The sequence below is a fragment of the Sphingobium sp. genome, from assembly GCF_003248505.1.
In the GTDB taxonomy this organism is placed as follows: domain Bacteria; phylum Pseudomonadota; class Alphaproteobacteria; order Sphingomonadales; family Sphingomonadaceae; genus Sphingobium.
Genome location: NZ_QFOA01000015.1, coordinates 25,292 through 42,816, shown reverse-complemented (window position 1 = coordinate 42,816; position 17,525 = coordinate 25,292). Strand labels below are relative to the sequence as shown.

Here is a 17,525-nt window from a genome sequence, read left to right as displayed (position 1 = left end):
GGCGAAAGGGCGATGCCGCTTGCCTTTCCCTGTTCTTTCCGCCATAGGCGCGCCTTCGTTCGGACGTTGGGGTGACTCGACCGCCGATGCGATGCTTAATTGCAGGACGACAGCCGGAGGGGCGTTCCACATGGGGTGGGCGTCAGCGATCGGCCAACAGAGAAGGCACAGACATGGCTCTTTACGAGCATGTGTTCCTTGCGCGCCAGGATCTGGCACAGGCGCAGGTGGACGCTCTGGCGGAAACCGCCACCAAGATCGTCGAGGATATGGAAGGCAAGGTCACCAAGGTAGAAACCTGGGGCCTGCGCAGCCTCGCCTACAAGATCGCGAAGAACCGCAAGGCGCACTATGTGATGCTGAACATCGACGCCCCCGCCGGCGTCGTTGCGGAGCTCGAGCGCCAGACGCAGATCAACGAAGACATCATCCGCTACATGACCGTCAAGGTCGATGCGCTCGAAACCGGCCCGTCTGAGATGATGCGCAAGCAGGACCGTCCGGACCGTGGCGGTCGCGGCGACCGTGGTGATCGCGGCGATCGCGGCCCGCGCCGCGAGCGCGAAGAAGCCCCGGCTGGCGAATAAGGAGATCTGAAACATGGCACGCCCGTTTTTCCGCCGCCGCAAGAGCTGCCCCTTCGCCGCCAAGGATGCGCCGAAGATCGACTATAAGGACGTTCGTCTGCTTCAGGGCTTCGTGTCCGAACGCGGCAAGATCGTCCCTAGCCGCATCACGGCGGTCTCCGCCAAGAAGCAGCGTGAGCTGGCCCAGGCCATCAAGCGCGCCCGTCATCTGGGCCTGCTGCCCTACATCGTAAAGTAAGGGAGTAGACCCCATGGAAATCATCCTGCTCGAACGCATCGAGAAGCTGGGCGGCATCGGCGACGTCGTAACCGTCAAGGACGGCTACGCGCGCAACTTCCTGCTGCCCAACAAGAAGGCCCTTCGTTCCAACAACGCGAACAAGAAGGTGTTCGAGGCGAACCGCGCCAAGATCGAGGCCGACAACGCTGCTCGCCGCTCGGATGCCGAAAAGGCTGCCGAAGGCGTCAACGGCAAGCAGATCGTCCTGATCCGCCAGTCGTCGAACGCCGGCCAGCTTTACGGCTCGGTCGCGGTCCGCGACATCGTCGAGGCTCTTCATGCCGATGGCGTCACCAATGTCACCAAAGCGATGGTGGTTCTGGAACGTCCGATCAAGACGCTTGGCCTGTTCGACGTCAAGGTCGCGCTGCACCCCGAAGTCGTCACCACGATCTCGGTCAATGTCGCCCGCTCGCCGGACGAAGCAGACCTTCAGGCGAAGGGCGTCGACGTGATGGCTGACCTCTTCGAAAAGGACGAGAGCGGCTTTACCGAAGATTACGATCCCAACGCAGAGCCGGGCGAGATCGCCACGGCCTCCGCGGACGAAGAGACGGTCGAAGAGGCCTGATCCCTTCCTTCGGATCGAAAAACGAGAAAGCCGCCCCTTGCCGGGCGGCTTTTTTGTTGCAGGAAGGATACCGCGCATCCTCCAACGCGAGTCGCTCTTTTCGATGGTTGCCAAAGCATCGTCCTTCGCCCGCCACTGGCCTCTGCTCCTATCGATGCTGCTGATGGCGGCATCCCTCATTCTCTTTTGGCCGGGCATCGTCAGCTATGACGCGGTCGGCCAATATGCGCAGGCGATGACGGGTCGCTACGACGACTGGCACCCGCCGGTCATGGCCCGGCTCTGGTCGTTGTTCCGCCCGGCGGAATGGCGGGCCAGTCCCATGTTGCTTTTGCAGATGGCAGGATATTGGCTGGGGTTCGGGTGGGTGGCGCAGGCTCTGTCCGGATGGCGGCGGATCGCGGTACTGGCCACCGCTCTTTTTCCGCCGCTGCTCGGCTGGCAGGGCGTGATCGTGAAGGACAGCCACCTGATGGCGGCAATGCTCCTGGCGACTGGGCTCATTCTCCGCTCCCGCCTGCGCGGCAGCCCGATGTCGCTGTGGCAACGGATCGTCGTTGCGATCCTTGTCGGCTATGCCCTGTTGGTCCGCGCCAACGCCGTGTTCGCAGTCATCCCGTTCGCCGTGCTGGCGGCGGTCCAGGGCCCGCTCCGTGTGCGGCACGCCGTAGCGGTTCTTGGCGGCATCGGCCTCGTGCTCGCCGTCAGTCCTGTCATCAACCATGGCCTGCTCGGCGCGCAGGACAGCGGGGTGCAGCGCACGGTTCCCCTTTACGATCTGGCCGGCATTGCCGTCCGGATCGACAAGCCGGTCGCAGGCCTCGCTCCGGGATCGGCGCAGGCGCTGGTGCAATCGCATTGCGTCAAGCCGCTTTTCTGGGATCCGCTTGGCAGCCGCGATCAGTGCATGGCCGCGATCCACCCGCTTGACCGCGATACGCCGGGGCATCTCTATCGATTATTGGCCAGTACGGCGGTCGCACATCCCTTCGCCTATTTGGCCCACCGCTTCGCTCACTTCAACTCTACCGAACGCTGGCTGGTCGGCGGGCACTGGCCCCTAGCCGTGCCGCCGTCCCGCACAGAGCCGAACCGGTGGGACCTGCCGGACCCGCACGACACCGCAGTCCTGGCATGGATGGCCGTTGCCGGGATTCTGGTCGGCACACCTTTATGCTGGCCGATTGTTTGGACGTTCGCGGGAGCGGTCGGCTTGCGGCTATGTTGGCGCGGACAAAGCGTTCGGGAGTCTATGGCTCGGGCCCTGTTTGCCTCGGCGATTGTGCAGGAAGCCAGTTTCCTCGCGATCAGCATTTCTTCCGACCTGCGCTATCACCTCTGGTCGATGGTTGCGGTCATGCTCGGCTGGCTGGTCACGGACCGCCGGGGGTCCAAAAGCCTTACCGTTACCACTGCGGTCGGCGCCTTGTTCATCGTTGCCACTGGCACAGCCGCACGGTGGGTCTTGCCGACGGCCCCGGCAAATTACGCCGACCTCATCAAATAGGATGGGATGACCCAGGGGTATCTGGGCTCCCCCTCGTTGCACCGGATTTGCTGCCCCCACCCGGCTCCTTCTTTACAACCGTTCGGGAAATTCCCCTGGCCTCATCAGGCAGAACGTCCCGATTCTCTTGGTTTTCCTCGACATGGCCGGCTTTACGTGTGTGCTCGTCAATGTAGTTGCTTTTGTCGGCTCAGGGCTTCGCTTTCCTTTGCCAACGGGCTTGCGATCCACCCGGTTATAAACCCATGTGTTGAAATCGGTGCGCTCGCGTAACGAAAGACGGAACGGCGCTTGGTTAACGGGCGTTCGGGTCGCATGGACAATCATACTCTCATCGAACGGCTGGCCCGATACCTCGCCGGGGATCATCCTGAAAACTGGCCCGACCGGGTGGAGGCAGCGGCAAGCATCCTGGCCCTGATGAAGCAGCCAGACAGCGCTATGTTGGAAGAAGGCGAAGTGGCGGTGTGGGAGCGGATGATCGATGCTGCCCTGCGTCAACGTTGGAACACGGCCTTGTCAGCAACCGGCGGGCATTGTCCCGACAGTGCCGACGCAGAAGGCGAAATGCCACTGACGCCCGACGCCGTCGGGCATGATCGCGCGGATTGGGTCCACATGCATCGTGAAAAGGAGAAGTCGTCATGAAGGGGCTATTGAAACTAGCCATCGTCACGGGCCTCGGCGCTTTCGCATTCAAAGGCTGGCGAGAATGGATGGGAACCGCGCAACCGCGCAAGGAGCCGGGATCGGCGGTGCCGCCGGGCGAAATCCGGGAAGCGGGGCCCCAGCACGGAATCGCCGCCAAGGACTGGGATGTTGTCGACGAACAGTCCGACGAGAGCTTTCCAGCCAGCGATCCGCCCGGTAATTATTGACGACCACGCTCCATTGCCCCCCTGCCCGCTGCGCCTTATGGAGCGCGCATCAGGGCGTTGATGCCCGTCACAGGGGAAATCTTCCATGCCTTCTGGGCTGATCGCGTTGCTCGACGACGTAGCGGGCATCGCCAAACTTGCGGCGGCGTCTCTGGACGATGTCGCCGGCGCCGCTGGCCGGGCTGGATCGAAGGCCGCGGGCGTCGTAATCGACGATACCGCTGTCACGCCAAATTACGTCATGGGCCTCAGCCCCCAGCGCGAACTGCCGATCATCTGGAAGATTGCCAAGGGCTCGCTCCGCAACAAGCTCCTGTTCCTGCTTCCGGCAGCTTTGGTACTTTCCGCCTTCGCGCCTTGGGCGTTGCCGCCGCTGCTGATGCTGGGGGGCGCCTTTCTTTGTTACGAGGCGGTGGAGAAAATCGTCGAGGCATTTCAGGGCGGTCATACTGACGAGGGGCCCGCCCCTGCCAGCCCGGCCGACCTTGAAACGCAAAAGGTATCGAGCGCCATCCGCACAGACTTCATCCTGTCGGGTGAGATCATGGCGATCTCCCTCGGCACGGTGGCGGACAAGCCATTGTGGGAACAGGCGGTCGTGCTCGTCATCGTGGCGTTCGTCATCACCGCAGGCGTTTATGGCGTCGTGGGCTTTATCGTGAAAATGGACGACATCGGGCTTCACATGGCCCAGCGAAAATCCTCCGGGGTCCGAGCGTTCGGTCGAGGGTTGGTCAAGGCGATGCCGGTACTAATGGCGGTGCTGGGGGTGGTCGGGACGGCGGCAATGCTGTGGGTCGGCGGCGGCCTGATCGTCCACGGACTGCATGAATTCCATTGGAACCTCATTCCTGGGACCATTCATCACGTGGCGGAAAGCGCAGCGCACGCCACCCCGGCAATGGGCAGTGCGGTCGATTGGGTCGTCAATGCCGCTGGCGGCGCGCTGGTGGGCCTTGTGATAGGCGGCCTTATCGTCGCTGCGCTGCACATGCTCTCGGCCAAGGCACGCAAGGGCTGACTCCATGACGTCTCCATGGCGGATCGAAGCAGGTGCCCTGATCGCGCTGGCGCTACCGATGATCGCGGGTAATGTCGCCTGGTCGGCCATCGCCGCGAGCGACCTGCTGCTGCTGGGGCGGCGGGGCGCGGAAAGCGTCGCAGCCGGGGCGCTGGCGATCAACCTGTTTCACGCCCTGCTGATATTCGGCATGGGGTTGGTGACCGCTGCGTCTCCGCTTATCGCCAGCGAACGTGGGCGCAGACGCCACAGCGTCCGAGAGGTTCGGCGCACGGTCCACCAGACGCTGCGTGCCGCCCTGTTCTTCGTGCTGCCGGGTTGGATCGTCCTGTGGGAATGCGAAACCATCCTGCTGGCCATGGGACAGGAACCGGACCTCGCACGCGAAGCCGGGCGATTGATGCACGGCCTGCAATGGGCGCTTCTGCCGTTCCTGGGCTTTACAACGCTGCGCAATTTTATCGCTGCGCTGGAGCGACCGGTTTGGGGCCTCGTCATCATGCTCGCGGCCATTCCTGTGAACGTCCTGATGGGCTGGGCCTTGATCTTCGGACATCTGGGGTTGCCCGAACTTGGATTGTTCGGGGCGGGCCTGGCCAGCAGCATCTCCTCTTCCTTCCTGTTTCTGGGGTTGCTGGCGGTCATTCTGATCGACCGACGGTTCCGACGTTACAGCTTGATGGGGCGTTTCTGGACGCGCGATCGGCAGCGGCACCGGCAGGTGTGGGCGCTGGGCCTGCCGATAGCGGTGACGCTGGGTTTTGAAACGACCGTGTTCAACGCGTCCGCGTTCCTCATGGGGCTGATCGGCCGCGAATCGCTGGCGGCCCACGCCGTCGCGATCCAGATCGCGGCGCTCGTCTTCATGGTGCCGATGGGCATCGGACAGGCGGCCACCGTCAGGGTCGGCATGGCCTATGGCCGCCGCGACCGTGAGGCGATAGGCCGCGCAGGGTGGCTCGCGCTGGGGCTCGGCACCGGATTTGCCCTGTGTGCCGCCGCGCTGCTAGTCTTCGCCCCGCGCGCGCTGATTTCGGCGTTCCTCGACCTTTCCGATCCCGCCAATGCACGGACCGCCGCGCTGGCGGTCAGCTTCCTCAGCATCGCCGCCCTTTTCCAACTGGTCGATGCGGCACAGGCGGTTGGCGCGGGCGTGCTGCGCGGGGTTCAGGATACGACCGTACCCATGATTTTCGCACTCATCGGCTACTGGATCGTCGGGATCGGCGTGGGCGCGTTCCTTGCCTTTCCCCTGCATATGGCGGGCCTGGGCATATGGATCGGCCTCGCAAGCGGCTTGGGCGCAGTCGCTTTTCTGCTGGTGACGCGATGGGCCATGCGCGATCGGCTTGGCCTCACCCCGTCCTGAACGGTTTATCGCGAGGATTGCACGACAGGAGCATGGTGCAGCGCACAAAACAATTGAAAGACTCGCGCGAATCGGTCAATCAGACGCCATCATGCAAGCCCCGACCGAGATTTTTGAAGCGATCGCGCTCCAGAAGTGCCTGAAAGTGACCTACAACAAGATGGTGGTCACGCTGGCGCCGCACATCCTTTATACGCGCCATGACGAAATGTATGTCGACGCGGTCACCACCGACCGCGACGGTCGCCCGCCGCGTGAACTGAAGCTTGGAACGTTCAAGCTCGCGGGACTTTCCGATATCGTGGTTCTCGACGAGCCGTTCGAGGGAATGTACGGCCTCTACAACGAAGGTGACGACAAATATAAGGGCGTGACCCTTTTTGCCATCGCGCCCGAAAGCGCGGCGGCCTGATCCCTGCCGGTGTGGCGGCGGCACTGCCCCCTCGTCATTTCTTAAGTCGATACCCGGTGCGGAACATCCATGCGATGACCGCGACGCACACCGCCAGCATCCCGGCGGCAAACAGCAGGCTGAACTCGATCCCCACGTCTCCCCGACCGAAGAACGTCCAGCGGAAGCCCGAGATCAGATAGACGATAGGGTTGAACAGCGTGATCGTTCGCCAAGGTTCGCCCAGCATGTGCACGGAATAGAAAGCGCCTCCCAGAAACGTCATCGGCATGACCAGAAGCAGGGGGATCACCTGCAACTGTTCGAAACTCTGCGCCCAGATGCCGAGGATGAAGCCGAACAGGCAGAAGCTGACCGCGATCAACACCATGAAAGCCGCCATGGCGAAGGGATGCGCCACCGGCACGTCGACAAAGAGATGAGCGGTGACGAAGATGATCGTGCCCACGATCAGCGATTTCGTCGCTGCCGCGCCGACATAGGCAATGACGGTTTCAGTCGCGGATACGGGCGCGGAAAGCAGTTCGTAGATAGTCCCGGTGAACTTGGGCATGTAGATGCCGAAGCTGGCATTGAAGATGCTCTCGGTGAACATCGACATCATGATGAGGCCGGGCACGATGAACGCGGCATAGGGGATACCGTCGATTTCCGTCATGCGGGACCCGATCGCACCGCCGAACACCACGAAATAAAGCGACGTAGTGATGACGGGGACCAACAATCCGGTCAGCAGCGTCCTGCGAAACCGATGGAGTTCGAAGGCGTAGATGGCCGCGATGGCACGCAGATTCTGTAGGCTCATGCGGCCGTCTCCTGATGGACGAGGCTGACGAATATGTCCTCAAGGCTGCTCTGGCGGGTGTTCAGATCCTTGTAGCCGATGCCAAGATCGCCCATCCGCCGCAGGAGCGAGGAAACACCGGTACGCTCTGCCTGCGCGTCGAAAATATACTCGATCTCGCTCCCTTCGGCGTGGAGCGTCACGTCCCATTCGGCAAGCTCGGGGGGAACGGCCCGAATCGGATCGGCCAGAACGATGCTCAATGTCTTTTTGCCGAGCTTCTTCATGAGTGTGGCCTTTTCTTCGACCAGCATCAGTTCACCCCGGTTGATGACCCCAACGCGGTCGGCCATCTCTTCCGCTTCCTCGATATAATGAGTGGTGAGGATGATGGTGACGCCGGTGTTGCGCAACTCACCGATCAACTTCCACATATCGCGGCGCAATTCCACATCGACGCCTGCGGTCGGTTCGTCGAGGAACAGAACGCGGGGCTCGTGCGACAATGCCTTGGCGATCATGACCCGGCGCTTCATCCCGCCCGACAGTTCCAGGATCTTGCTGTGCCGCTTGTCCCACAGAGACAGGTCGCGCAGTATCTTTTCGACATGGGCATCGTTGCGCGGCTTGCCGAAAAGGCCGCGGCTGAACGTTACGGTATCGATCACCCGCTCGAACTGGTCCGTCGAAAGCTCCTGCGGCACAAGTCCGATGGCCGAACGTGCGCCGCGATAATCGCGTGCGATGTCATGTCCGGCAACGGTCACGCTGCCGCCGGTCGGGCGCGCGATGCCGCAGATGATGGAGATCATCGTCGTCTTGCCCGCCCCGTTAGGGCCGAGCAGCGCAAAAATCTCGCCTTCCCGAATAGAAAGATCCACGCCTTTCAGCGCTTCGAAACCCGACGAATACCGTTTCGTCAGGCCGCTAATCTCGATGATGGATGCCATGAATGGCTCAAGCCCCTTTTGCGTTATCGCAAAGATAGGGGGGCAGTGCCGATCCGCAACCTATTCCCCCTTGCGGAAGAAATGGAAGACCGTGGCAGGCGGGAAGTTTCGCACGGTCTGACCCGCGCGCTCGACCTCTAGGCCGAGTGCGTCGAGCACGTCGCGGTTGACCGGCGGGCGCATGGAGTAGGTAAATTGTACCAAGCGACCGCCCGGCCGCAGCATGCGGAACGATTCGGACAGGATGTCGGCGTGCGTCCCACGGTCCATCGCCAGCAGCGGCAAGCCGCTGACGACCGCCTGATAATCGCCCGGCTCTCCCTCCGTTGCAGTAGATACGATCTGCGCCGGCACTTCGAGGACCGATACGGCGGGAAAATGACGGCGAAGGCCGCGGGCGAAGCCGGGATTGATCTCCACCACCTCCAGCCGGTCGGGGGGCAGACCGGTGCCGAGGATCGCGCGAGTGAAGACACCCGTGCCGCCGCCAAGTTCGAGAACGCGCCCGCCGTCAGTCGGTTCGATACGCGCCACCATCAGGCGCGCCAGATATCGGCTGGAAGGAACGACCGACGCAGTCTGGCGCGGCTTTTTGACCCATGCGGCGAGAAAATCGAGATACTCGGTCGCGCGCGCCCGAAACTCGCTGTTGGGCAAGGCGATCGCGCGGGTGCGCTTGGGCTTATATTGCATGGGCGAAATGCGACCGCTCTCTTACCATCCGCCTCCCCTTAGCGATGTGTACGGCCCACGTCGATTGGCTTTCGTTCACTGCCGTCCGACGATGAGCCGACGAAATTTCATCATGGGCCGATGCCCATGCATCCTAATCGCGACGCGCGCATTAAGGCTAGAAGCGTCAGCCGCGCCAACAGGGAGGCTTTGATCGATGGATGACAGGGAAGACAGGATACGCGCACGCGCACACGAAATCTGGGAAGCGCAAGGCCATCCCGAAGGTGTAGCCGACCAGCATTGGCAGCAGGCAGCGTCGGAAATCGACGCTCTTGACGATGGTGGGCCGGAAGCCGAATTGCCCAATCCTCTCGCAACCGGTGCCGCAGCCGAAGAACTGGCGAAACCCAGGCGTCGACGGAAAGGCGCAACGGCGTAACGAGTCGCCGCCTAATTACTACCTTTGCCCCTTTCACCATACGATCCGGAGGCCGCTTGAGCCATTTTCCCGACCGCCTGGAGGGCGGCTCACCCTATCCGCTCGGTGCCAGTTTCGATGGCCTCGGCGTCAACTTTGCCATCTTTTCCGCCAATGCCGATCGTGTCGAACTTTGCCTGTTCGATCCCCAGGGCAAGAAGGAATTGGTGCGGCTGACATTGCCCGAGTGCACCGATGAGGTCTGGCACGGGTATCTGCCGGGCGCGCGTCCCGGCCTCCTTTATGGCTATCGCGTCCACGGCCCTTTCGCGCCGGAACAGGGCCATCGCTTCAACCCTAACAAGCTGCTGCTGGACCCATACGCCCGCCGCCTTTCGGGTAGTCTGCGATGGAACGACGTTTTGCACGGCTATCCCCTGCGCGGGCGCAAAGGCGATCTGGGCTTCGACAAGCGAGACAGCGCCCCCGCAATGCCCAAGGCCGTCGTGACTCACGACAGTTTCGATTGGTCGCGTGACGTGCGGCCCAATATTCCCTGGTCCGAGACCGTGATCTATGAAGCCCATGCGAAGGGCCTCACCAAATTGCTGGAGGCTGCTCCGCCACAGGAACGCGGCACCTTCGCTGCGCTTGCCCATCCCAAAGTCATCGACCATATCAAGCGCCTTGGCATTACCACCCTGGAGCTGATGCCGATCCATGCCTTCACGCAGGACCGCTTCCTTCAGGAAAAGGGTTTGCGCAACTATTGGGGCTATAACACGCTCAGCTTCTTCGCGCCGGAGCCGAGCTACTTTTCCAGCGACACGCATGACGAACTACGCGTTGCGGTGCGGCGACTTCACGCAGCGGGGATCGAGGTCGTTCTCGACGTCGTCTACAACCACAGTTGCGAAGGCAGCGAGGCGGGCCCGACGCTGTCCTGGCGCGGGATCGACAACGCATCCTATTACCGCCTACTGCCTGACGACCCGCGCTATTGCCTCAACGACACCGGTACGGGCAACACTTTCAAGCTGACCCATGCGCGCGTGATCCAGATGGTGGCAGATTCGCTGCGTTACTGGGCGACGAGCTTCGGTGTCGATGGCTTCCGGTTCGACCTTGGCTTGACGCTGGGCCGAACCGACCATGGTTTCGACCCCAATGCGGGCCTGTTCGACGTGTTGCGTCAGGACCCGATCCTTGGACGCCTGAAACTCATCACCGAACCGTGGGACGTCGGTATGGGCGGATATCAGCTCGGCAATTTCCCGCCCGGTTTCGCCGAATGGAACGACAAGTATCGCGACACCGTGCGTCGCTTCTGGCGTGGCGATCCGGGGCAACGCGGCGACCTGGCCGCTCGCCTTGCCGGATCAGGCGACCTTTTCGACCGGCGTGCGCGTCGCCCTTGGGCGAGCGTCAACTTTCTGACCAGCCATGACGGCTACACGCTGGCCGACCTCGTCTCCTATGAAGAGCGCCATAACGACGCCAACGGTGAGGATAATCGCGACGGCCACGACAATAATCTCTCCCGCAACTGGGGCGCGGAAGGGCCGACCGACGACGCTGCCGTGAACGATACGCGTAGATGCGTGCGCCGGGCAATGCTGACGACCCTGCTTGCGTCCCTTGGCACCCCGATGCTGGTCGCCGGCGACGAATTCGGGCGCACACAGGGTGGCAACAACAACGCCTATTGCCAGGACAATGAGATCAGCTGGCTGGATTGGTCCATGATGGAGGAAGAGGACGGCAAGGCGCTGTTCGACTTCACTGCGCGCCTTATCGCTCTGCGTAAGAAGCATCCGGTCCTGCGGGCTGCGACATTCCTCTACGGGCAGGATTCGCCCGGGTTCGGCGTCAACGACATCGAATGGTGGGACGAGCGCGGGCAGCAGCTTTCGGCAGAAGATTGGGAAAATCCCGAAGGCCGGGCCCTCGTCATGCGGCGAGCCACTTTGAGAGACGATGGGCGGGTAGAAGCGTTGACATTGCTCCTGAACGCCAGCGACGACGTGATCGACTTCACCCTTCCCACCCCGTCGGCGCCGCGCGAGGTGCTGATCGACAGCGCCCAGCCGGAACGGGAACCGTTCGAAATCGGCGACGAATATGGGGTCCAGCCCCATTCGGCGGTGCTGATCTGCTGGGTCGCGGACAAGCCCGGCGCATGACTTCATGGGGCCCCTCGGCGCTGGGCCGCGATCGCTGGCGCTTTTCCCTATGGGCGCCGGATCGCGACGCTGTGACGCTGGAACTTCGCGACGGCCACATCCAGCCGATGGCGAAGCATCAGGATGGCTGGTTCGTCGCTGACGCCCCAGCAACGGACGGCACACGCTATCGCTTTCGGCTAGAACCCGGCCTCGCCGTTCCCGATCCGGCTTCGCGGCAGCAGGACGGCGGCGTCCATGGCTGGAGCGTCGTGGTCGACCCGTCGCGGTTCGAACCGGCGCAACATTGGTCGGGCCGACCGTGGGAAGAATCCGTAATCCTTGAGGTTCATGCCGGATTGTGCGGCGGCTTCACCGGCATGATCGGGCTATTGGACCGGTGGGCTGACCAGGGCATCACCGCTATCGAATTGATGCCGGTCAACGCCTTCAGCGGCAATCGCAACTGGGGCTATGACGGTGTGCTGCCGTTCGCGCCTGCGGAATGCTATGGCACGCCCCATGAGGTTCGTGCGCTGGTCGATGCCGCGCATGAGCGCGGCCTGATGGTATTTCTAGATGTCGTCTATAACCACTTCGGGCCCGACGGAAATTATCTCGGCGCTTACGCTTCCCCGTTCTTCCATGCCGATAAACATACGCCATGGGGCGGCGCAGTGGCGGTGGACCGGTTGGAAGTCGCTGCTTTCTTCATCGAGAATGCCCTGATGTGGCTTAACGAGTATGGGTTCGACGGCCTTCGTTTCGACGCGGTGCACGCCATCGGCGACGATGCATTTCTCGACCGGTTGGCAGGCGAGGTTCGTGCGGGCGTGGCACCCGGTCGGCATGTTCACCTCATGCTGGAAAACGAGCATAATGACGCCGACCGCCTGTCGCCCGAGCGCTACGATGCGCAATGGAACGACGATTTCCATAATGTCATGCACGTTCTGCTGACCGGCGAGACCGATGCCTATTATGAAGATTTTGCCGAGCGTCCCGCCGAACGGCTCGCTCGCTGCCTGGAGCAGGGATTCATCTATCAGGGCGATCCTTCTCGTCACCAGCAAGGCAAGGCGCGCGGCAAGCCCAGCGCCCACCTGCCGCCGTCGGCCTTTATCTCTTTCCTCCAGAATCACGATCAGGTCGGCAATCGTGCCTTAGGCGAGCGGCTGATCGCGCTGACGACACCCGAAAAGCTCAGGGCCGCGACCGCGCTGCTTCTCCTGATGCCGCAAATCCCTTTGCTGTTCATGGGGGAGGAGAACGGCGCCCGCAGCCCGTTCCTCTTCTTTACCGACTTCCACGATGATCTTGCCGACGCGGTACGGGAAGGGCGACGCAAGGAATTTGCCGGCTTTGCCGCTTTCTCCAGCGACGAGGCGCGCAGCCGCATACCCGATCCCAACGATCTTGCCACATTCGAACAATCGCGCGTGCATTCAGGTGTCGATGCGGACGAATGGGGGGCCTTCTATCGAGAACTGATCACGATCAGGCGAGAGCGCATCGTGCCGGGCATCCGGGAATGCCGCGCCCTGTCCGCATCGGCTTTGACGGACAAGGCGGTCGAGGCATCCTGGAAGCTGGGAACAGGCGAGACGCTGACGATCCTGCTGAATCTGGGGGAGGCATCCGTTCCCCCCTCCTCCCCTGCGCCCCCGCTTTATGCCAGCGGCGATCCCGACGGCCCCACCAGCTTTGCCGCGTGGATCGATTCCGCATGAATGTCTTGCATCAGTTAGCGGCGAAGGCCGGGATTGCGCGCGAATGGACGGATGCGGCGGGCGTGCAGCAGTTGGTGGCCGACGATGACCTTCGGGCCATTCTTGCCGCGCTGGGCGTGGATGTGGCGACGAGGGCGGGAATGCTCATCGCCCTCGACCAGATCGAGGATGCGCGTGCCCGTCGCCCGGTGCTTTTCACCGCAGACTGTAACGAGCCGATTATCCTCCCCGACGCCCCCCTGATGGGCGAGGACGGGCAAGTGGTGATATGCGACCCAGCGCTGTCGGGTATCCCCCACCCAGGCTATTACCGGATGGATCTGCCCGACGGATCGCTGACCGTGGCCGTCGCACCCGAACGCTGCCCCGGCATCGACCGTCCCTTGTGGGGCGTCTGCATCCAAATCCCGTCGCTGCGAGGTACTGGCGACTTCGGCGATTTTGATACTTTGGCGCAAGCGGTGACGGCGCTGGGCAAGGCCGGCGCGGACGCGGTTGCGATCAGCCCCGTTCATGCGCTTTCGCTGGACGATCCCGGTCGATTCGCCCCCTATTCGCCATCGAGCCGAACCCAACTCAACGCCCTTTTCGGCGCAGCCAAGGTCAGTCCCTCAAGGTTGGACGCCGATCTCATCGACTGGCCCCGCGCCGGGCCCGCCAAGATCGCCGCGCTCCACGCACTGTGGAGCGAACAAGGCGAGCCGGACGATTTTGCCGCGTTCCTCAACCGCCATGCCCGCGAAGGGCTGGACGCGGTGCAAACCTGCGCCCGCGCCGCCGGGATGGCAGTCGGCCTCATCACCGACCTTGCCGTCGGGGTCGATCCGGAAGGCAGCGAAGTCGCCGCTAGCCCGCATCTCTTTCTCAATGGGCTGCGCATCGGCGCACCGCCCGATCCGCTCGGTCCGCAGGGACAGGATTGGGGCCTGACGAGCTATAGTCCCAAGGCGCTGGTTAACAGCGGCTTCGATCCCTTCATCGCCATGTTGCGCGCCAACATTCCACAGGGCGGAGGCATCCGCATCGATCACGCCTTCGGCCTGCGGCGGCTCTGGGTCGTTCCGGAAGGACGACCTGCCAGCGCAGGCGCCTATCTCTCCTTCCCGTTCGAAGATATGCTGCGGCTCATCAAACTGGAAGCATGGCGCAAGGGCGCAATCGTCATCGCCGAGGATCTGGGGACCCGGCCGGATGGGTTTAGCGAATCGCTGGAAGCTGCGGGTGTCTACGGCATGGCGGTCCTGCCCTTTGCCCGGGACGGGGAGGGCGCATTTCTTCCCGCCGCCGCCTATCCGGCAACATCGGTGGCGATGAGCGCGACACATGACATAGCGACGGTTGCGGGCTGGTGGACCGGTCGCGATCTGGAATGGAACGATCGTCTCGCGCGCGGCGGTCCGACCGCAGTCGAGCGGGCGCAGGATCGGGCAGCGCTCTGGCAGGTCATCGGGAACGGTGCTCCCCAGCCTGCGGATGACGATCCCGCACCGGTGGTCGACGCAGCGATCGGTTTCCTTGCCCAAACGCCCTGCCCGCTGACGCTGATTCCGATGGAGGATATGGCGGCGCTTGTCGAACAGCCCAACCTGCCCGGCACCATCGACGAACATCCTAACTGGCGTCGCCGCCTTCCCGCCCCCATGCCTGCGCTTCTGGCGCAGCCGGAAATTGCCGCCCGGATCGCGCGGCTCAATCGGAAGAGAGGCGCATGATCCCCCGCGCGACCTATCGTCTGCAACTGACACGAGACTTTCCTTTCGCAGCCGCCGAACGCATCGTCCCCTATCTGGCGGACCTTGGCGTCAGCCACGCCTATCTTTCACCGATTACGACAGCGTGTAGCGGTTCGACCCATGGCTATGACGTCATCGATCCCACGCGCATCAATCCCGAACTGGGCGGCGACAAGGGCTTTCGCAGCCTTGTGGCAGCGCTGCGGCAGCGGGAGATGGGAGTCCTGATCGATATCGTGCCCAACCATATGGGGGTTGCGGGCGGGGAGAATCGCTATTGGACCGACGTGCTGCGGCATGGAGAAAACAGTGCCTACGCGTGCTGGTTCGATATAGACTGGACCGGACCGCTCATCCTGCCGGTACTGGGTGCGCCTCTTGCCCAGGCGATTGCGGCGGGTGACATCGCGCTGGTCGAAGATGGGTCAGACCCGCACCTCATCCTCTATGGCGAGCAGCGGCTTCCGCTTCGTCCCGGATCGCTGGAAGGGGCACCCGACGGCAGCGACAGGATACGCGCCGTCATTGACCGACAACATTATCGCCCGGTCTATTGGCGTACCGCGAACGACCGGCTCAACTGGCGGCGTTTCTTCGCAATCAACGAACTGGCGGGCGTTCGCGTCGAAGATCCCGCCGTGTTCGAGGTGACGCAAAAGCTCTATTTCGATCTCTTCGCCGAAGGACTGATCGACGGAGTCCGGATCGACCATGTCGATGGCCTGACCGATCCGGCGAGCTATTGCCGCGCGATGCGCGAGCGCGTCGACGCAATCGGCGGCGGTCAGCGGCGCGCCCTCATCATCGTCGAGAAGATATTGGCGGCGGACGAACCGCTGGCCACCGATTGGGGAATCGACGGCACCAGCGGCTATGATTTCATGCGCGATGTCACTGCGCTGCTGCACGATCCCGCAGGCGAAGCGCCGCTTGCTGAAACATGGCTGTCGCTCGACCCTGAGCATGGAGATATGGATCGGCTGGTGTTGCAGGCGCGGCAGGACATGCTCGCTTGGCAGTTCGACGGGCAGTTAATAAGTTGCGTTGCCGCGTTCGTCGCGCTGGCGCAGTCCTCCGACCAAGGGGATGATGCAACGCCCGCGATGTGGCGGCGTGCGATCGAGCGGCTGCTCTGGATATTCCCCGTCTACCGCACCTATGGCAACGGTCGCACGGCACCGCTCAACGACGCGAAAGCGCGGAACAAGGCGTGGAAGGATGTGCAGCCTCACCTTCCCCCGGGCGAAACGCAGGTGGCACGCCGCGTCCTCGACTGGCTGGCGGGGGAAGGTCCGGGCGATCCCACCCTCGCGGGGGAAGCAGTGCGCCGTTTCCAGCAACTATCCGCCCCCATCGCCGCCAAGGGGGTGGAAGACACCGCTTTCTACCGGTACGCGCCCCTCCTGTCCGCCAACGATGTGGGCTCCGCGCCCGAACAGTTTTCGATAGCACCCGGTCTTTTCCACCAGCGTGCCGCAGAGCGCGCGCGCGACTTTCCCCACGCGATGCTGGCGACCGCCACGCACGATCACAAGCGCGGTGAGGATGTGCGGGCGAGACTGGCGGTGTTAAGCGCCGTGCCCGGCTTATGGCAAAAGCATTGGCGCAAATGGGATGCGATGAGCGATCCCGATGCGACGGTTCACCCCGCCGACCGCTATCAACTGTGGCAGACCCTTATGGGTGCATGGCCGGGTTCCGACGCATCGATGGAACTGTTTCTCGATCGCATGAGCGGTTGGCTGGAAAAGACCCTGCGGGAGGGGCGGGTCCGCTCAAGCTGGGAAGCCCCCGATACGGCCTATGAGGCGGCAGCGCAGGCGTTGCTTGCGTCCGTCCTTGCTAATCGCGAACTGATCGGCGACGTGGACAGCTTCGTCCAGCGCCTGCGTCCTGCGGCTATGGCGAACAGCCTCGTCCAAACGGTCCTCAAATTCTGCACACCCGGCATCCCCGACATCTATCAGGGGTGCGAAGCACTGGATTTCAGCCTGGTCGATCCGGACAACCGTCGCCCGGTCGATTACGATCGCAGACGCCAGTGGCTTTCCCACCCGGATGGAGACGATGGGATCAAGCTCGCTCTGGTGCATGAATTGCTGACGATGAGGAGGAATGCGCCCGCGCTTTTCGCTGAGGGCGATTATCGCTCCCTGATTGTCACCGGCGCGCGCAAAGATCATGTTCTGGCCTTTCGACGCCAGCATGAGGGCCGCACTCTGTTTTGCGCCGTGCAGATCCGTTGCGGTGCCACGATGGTCGACGCGCAAGGCCAGCCGCACTCATCCTGGTGGGCCGACACCCAGATAGAGGGATGCGACGATCCAGCGGCCATTCTGTTCGCCGACCGACCCTACAGCGTTAAGCTGTCTGAATAAATTGACAGATTAGGGGGAACCGTCGGGGTTATTCATGCGTATCTTTGCCATCGGCGCGGCACATTCGAAG

At 62.8% G+C, this 17,525-nt stretch carries 17 protein-coding genes; 14 read left to right on the top strand and 3 right to left on the bottom strand.

All coding sequences use genetic code 11. The annotated features are described in order from the left end of the window. Positions 1-173: 173 nt before the first annotated feature. The 9 genes from rpsF to DI606_RS07945 all read left to right on the top strand — a co-directional run bounded on the left by rpsF (position 174) and on the right by DI606_RS07945 (position 6,625). On the top strand, positions 174-587 hold the full coding sequence (gene rpsF / locus DI606_RS07985; RefSeq protein ID WP_293981326.1) for a 30S ribosomal protein S6: 414 nt from the start codon (positions 174-176) through the stop codon (positions 585-587). Between the two features lie 13 nt (positions 588-600). After that, a complete protein-coding gene (gene rpsR / locus DI606_RS07980) occupies positions 601-825 on the top strand; it encodes a 30S ribosomal protein S18 (RefSeq protein ID WP_004212076.1) in 225 nt (74 codons plus the stop codon). A 13-nt stretch (positions 826-838) separates the two neighbouring features. After that, on the top strand, positions 839-1,438 hold the full coding sequence (gene rplI, locus DI606_RS07975) for a 50S ribosomal protein L9 (protein WP_293981299.1): 600 nt from the start codon (positions 839-841) through the stop codon (positions 1,436-1,438). A gap of 163 nt (positions 1,439-1,601) precedes the next feature. Further along, complete coding sequence (locus DI606_RS07970; protein WP_293981297.1) at positions 1,602-2,945, top strand: hypothetical protein; 1,344 nt, start codon at positions 1,602-1,604, stop codon at positions 2,943-2,945. A 315-nt stretch (positions 2,946-3,260) separates the two neighbouring features. Beyond that, on the top strand, positions 3,261-3,593 hold the full coding sequence (locus DI606_RS07965) for a hypothetical protein (RefSeq protein WP_293981295.1): 333 nt from the start codon (positions 3,261-3,263) through the stop codon (positions 3,591-3,593). Continuing rightward, the gene (locus tag DI606_RS07960; protein ID WP_293981293.1) at positions 3,590-3,823 is read left to right on the top strand and encodes a hypothetical protein; all 234 of its coding nucleotides are present in this window, start codon (positions 3,590-3,592) and stop codon (positions 3,821-3,823) included. Before DI606_RS07965 ends, DI606_RS07960 begins: the two co-directional genes overlap by 4 nt. Positions 3,824-3,908: 85 nt before the next feature. Then, positions 3,909-4,844, top strand: coding sequence for a DUF808 domain-containing protein (locus DI606_RS07955; protein WP_293981290.1), 936 nt, complete (start codon positions 3,909-3,911; stop codon positions 4,842-4,844). A 4-nt stretch (positions 4,845-4,848) separates the two neighbouring features. After that, positions 4,849-6,213 (top strand): MATE family efflux transporter, encoded by a 1,365-nt coding sequence (locus tag DI606_RS07950; protein ID WP_293981287.1) that lies wholly within the window; start codon positions 4,849-4,851, stop codon positions 6,211-6,213. A gap of 91 nt (positions 6,214-6,304) precedes the next feature. Continuing rightward, entirely contained in the window at positions 6,305-6,625 is a 321-nt protein-coding gene (locus tag DI606_RS07945; protein WP_293981284.1) for a hypothetical protein, read from the top strand. A 34-nt stretch (positions 6,626-6,659) separates the two neighbouring features. Here the strand turns inward: DI606_RS07945 and DI606_RS07940 are convergent, their stop codons facing one another. From DI606_RS07940 to DI606_RS07930, 3 genes are read right to left on the bottom strand one after another with little or no spacing between them, the layout of a single operon-like run. Continuing rightward, positions 6,660-7,430, bottom strand: coding sequence for an ABC transporter permease (locus DI606_RS07940; protein ID WP_293981282.1), 771 nt, complete (start codon positions 7,428-7,430; stop codon positions 6,660-6,662). Beyond that, on the bottom strand, positions 7,427-8,359 hold the full coding sequence (locus DI606_RS07935; RefSeq protein ID WP_293981280.1) for an ABC transporter ATP-binding protein: 933 nt from the start codon (positions 8,357-8,359) through the stop codon (positions 7,427-7,429). The genes DI606_RS07940 and DI606_RS07935 overlap by 4 nt, the downstream gene beginning before the upstream one ends. Before the next feature lie 60 nt (positions 8,360-8,419). Continuing rightward, the gene (locus DI606_RS07930) at positions 8,420-9,052 is read right to left on the bottom strand and encodes a methyltransferase domain-containing protein (RefSeq protein WP_293981278.1); all 633 of its coding nucleotides are present in this window, start codon (positions 9,050-9,052) and stop codon (positions 8,420-8,422) included. Between the two features lie 196 nt (positions 9,053-9,248). Between DI606_RS07930 and DI606_RS07925 the strand changes: the two genes are divergently transcribed. The 5 genes from DI606_RS07925 to treY are packed head-to-tail and all read left to right on the top strand — an operon-like array spanning position 9,249 to position 17,455. Continuing rightward, a complete protein-coding gene (locus DI606_RS07925; RefSeq protein ID WP_293981276.1) occupies positions 9,249-9,473 on the top strand; it encodes a DUF2934 domain-containing protein in 225 nt (74 codons plus the stop codon). Positions 9,474-9,529: 56 nt separating this feature from the next. Further along, entirely contained in the window at positions 9,530-11,635 is a 2,106-nt protein-coding gene (gene glgX / locus DI606_RS07920; RefSeq protein WP_293981273.1) for a glycogen debranching protein GlgX, read from the top strand. Further along, positions 11,632-13,344, top strand: a complete 1,713-nt coding sequence (gene treZ, locus DI606_RS07915) for a malto-oligosyltrehalose trehalohydrolase (RefSeq protein WP_293981270.1) — start codon at positions 11,632-11,634, stop codon at positions 13,342-13,344. The genes glgX and treZ overlap by 4 nt, the downstream gene beginning before the upstream one ends. After that, the gene (locus DI606_RS07910) at positions 13,341-15,056 is read left to right on the top strand and encodes a 4-alpha-glucanotransferase (RefSeq protein ID WP_293981268.1); all 1,716 of its coding nucleotides are present in this window, start codon (positions 13,341-13,343) and stop codon (positions 15,054-15,056) included. Before treZ ends, DI606_RS07910 begins: the two co-directional genes overlap by 4 nt. Then, positions 15,053-17,455 (top strand): malto-oligosyltrehalose synthase, encoded by a 2,403-nt coding sequence (gene treY / locus DI606_RS07905; RefSeq protein WP_293981266.1) that lies wholly within the window; start codon positions 15,053-15,055, stop codon positions 17,453-17,455. The genes DI606_RS07910 and treY overlap by 4 nt, the downstream gene beginning before the upstream one ends. Positions 17,456-17,525: the final 70 nt, after the last annotated feature.